The organism is Thalassotalea sp. G20_0 (assembly GCF_017744175.1).
GTDB lineage: Bacteria > Pseudomonadota > Gammaproteobacteria > Pseudomonadales > Endozoicomonadaceae > Endozoicomonas.
Genome location: NZ_JAGHQV010000144.1, coordinates 1 through 2,647, shown reverse-complemented (window position 1 = coordinate 2,647; position 2,647 = coordinate 1). Strand labels below are relative to the sequence as shown.

At 48.0% G+C, this 2,647-nt stretch carries 1 protein-coding gene; it reads left to right on the top strand.

Annotated elements, in window-relative coordinates:
• Window positions 1-2,572 (top strand): hypothetical protein (locus J7438_RS25040; protein ID WP_209278771.1); only part of this gene is annotated, 2,572 nt, incomplete at its 5' end.
• Window positions 2,573-2,647: the final 75 nt, after the last annotated feature.

Below are 2,647 nucleotides of genomic sequence, written 5' to 3'. Positions count from 1 at the left end.
AGATCAGGACGTGAAGGCCTTCCTGACCCTGCCCTGCTTGAAAGAGGGCTGGCAGGAGGGCAAAGACGAGGACGTTAAGGGCAAACCGCTCGACCGGGCACTGGTCACCAATATTTCCTCCATGTGTCATCGCAAAGGCTTACCGAAAGATAAGGACGTGAAGGCCTTCCTGACGCTGCCCTGCTTGAAAGAGGGCTGGCAGGAGGGCAAAGACGAGGACGTTAAGGGCAAGCCGCTCGACCGGGCACTGGTCACCAATATTTCCTCCATGTGTAATGGCAAAGGCTTACCGAAAGATAAGGACGTGAAGGCCTTCCTGACCCTGCCCTGCTTGAAAGAGGACTGGCAGGAGGGTAAGGACGAGGACGTCAAGGGCAAACCGCTCGACCGGGCACTGGTCACCAATATTTCCTCCATGTGTAATGGCAAAGGCTTACCGAAAGATAAGGACGTGAAGGCCTTCCTGACCCTGCCCTGCTTGAAAGGGGACTGGCAGGAGGGCAAAGACGAGGACGTCAAGGGCAAACCGCTCGACCGGGCACTGGTCACCAATATTTCCTCCATGTGTAATAGCAAAGGCTTACCGGAAAAGACGAAAGTGCAAGCCTTTATTCAATGGCTACCCTCGCATGACAAGAAGAGTCTTCTGAAACTTTCTTGCCGCTTATTTGCAGGCTTTGGAGTACCCTCAGAAGAAAAACTGACTGATAATGAGAACAAACTCCGCCAATGTCTTAAACAGCAAGGTTATTCTACGGACATTGGAGGCGACAGCAGTGATGAAGAAGATGCACTTTTAGAATCAAGTCAAATGAAAGCACTGGCTCTGTACTTCTCTTCTGCGTCCGCAAAATGGAACATGACAATTGCCGAATTCCAACAATATCTTAATGCCCACAAAAGTCCACGAAATAACAGAGTGGCTGTTCGTGCTGCGCTGAGATCATTGCTGCCGATATTGGCTATCCATGGAGGAACTGGTATCCAGTTCTGGATTGAAAAACATCGTGAAGATCCACGCTGCAATGAAGTACTCACTAAGGCATTATCCATTCCTGCACCACTGGCTTTAACAAAATTTGCACTAACGCAGCTCCCTGAACCTGAAAGGAAGGAATACCTTGAACTGTGCAGAAACCTGAAGCCAGCCCCAACCCCGGCGCAATGGAATGCATTACAGCCACTGCGCCAACAGCTTGGCCTACGATGGGTATTCACGCTATCTAAACGTATGATGCTGGAGATTCTCTGGCGACAGTCCGAAGATAACCGCGCAAAATACGCTGACAGAATGGACGAGCTATTCAGAACTGTGCCTGCAATCTCACAGTGGTACCGACTGCACTGGGTACTCAGGCCACAGAAAATGCAGCAATTCATGGATGCCTGTCTTGACTACCAGGCTAAACCTGAAACCGTTCCGGAGTTAGCGACTCAGCAACGGTTGTTGGAAGGAATGCTCCTGATAAACCATTATCTACCGGAACACGGGAATATCCCGGATCTCTGTTTTTCAAACCGGGTGTCAACTGATGATGAAAGAGGCGTGGTTGTTGATGGTGATCACGTCATGTTGGGCCGGGAACGCCTGTGGCACTTTATCACGGCCATACTGTTCGAGCTTAAACAAACAGAGTATCAATTCAGGAATCAAAAGCTTACTGTCATGCCACCCGATGGTGAACCGACTGTACTCCCAAAACCAGAGTTTACCGTCACTGACACCGGTTTTGTTATAAATAACTGGACCCTTGAACAGTTGACCGCATTTTTCAAGGCAACCGAATTCACAGAACAATGGTATGAAAAGCCTCAGGACAAGCGGGAACCCTATGCGATCAGGCTTGAGGCTAAACTGGCCCAAATGAAAACAAGAACCAACGAGACCAGGAAAGCCAAGCCTGAAAAAGTAGCATTTCTGCTGTCACCTTCTATGATCATCAATATCATCAAATACAACAAACCATTAAAGCCAGTGGTGTGGTCATCTCTGGAACACTATGCCCGCAACGATCAGCTAACCACCAGTTTATGTAAGGCGCTCAGCCCGGTTATCCGAAATGATAATGAGGGTGTTGTTCCTGAGCTCGTTAAAAATGCAGTGGCTGAAAAGTTGGTACAGATTGAGGCAACAAAAACACCCGTAGTAACAGCAATCGCTCTGCAACAAACTCCTGCAAGCACGACATCCCCTTGGGATCAGGATTCCACCAGGAGCATTCAAGGGCCGAAATTTACCTTGGAAGCGGCAATGGAAGAGCTGGATCGTTTTCTGATATTGGGGAATAGAGAACTTGAACTATTGGAACCCTATCGGAAAGAAATGATACTTCCGCAGTTAATGAGTGTCCTCCAAAAGATCAACCATTATGATGTGGATAAACAGACACAAAACGCCTGGCATTCAGCTTTGGAATGCAGAAAAGAAGACCCTCTTGGACTGAACGGAATTGACATTGACATTGACATTTGGGAATCGGATTTTGATTTATTGTCGCCGGATTTTGATTTATTTGCGACCGGGTCAGAACGGGTCAACAACAACCATGACTGGCTTGAAGAGTTCCTATAAGGATAAACCAGTTGTTACAGCAATTCCCGACGAATCCTGAAGCACAACAGCCACATGAGATGCAGAATAGGTAAA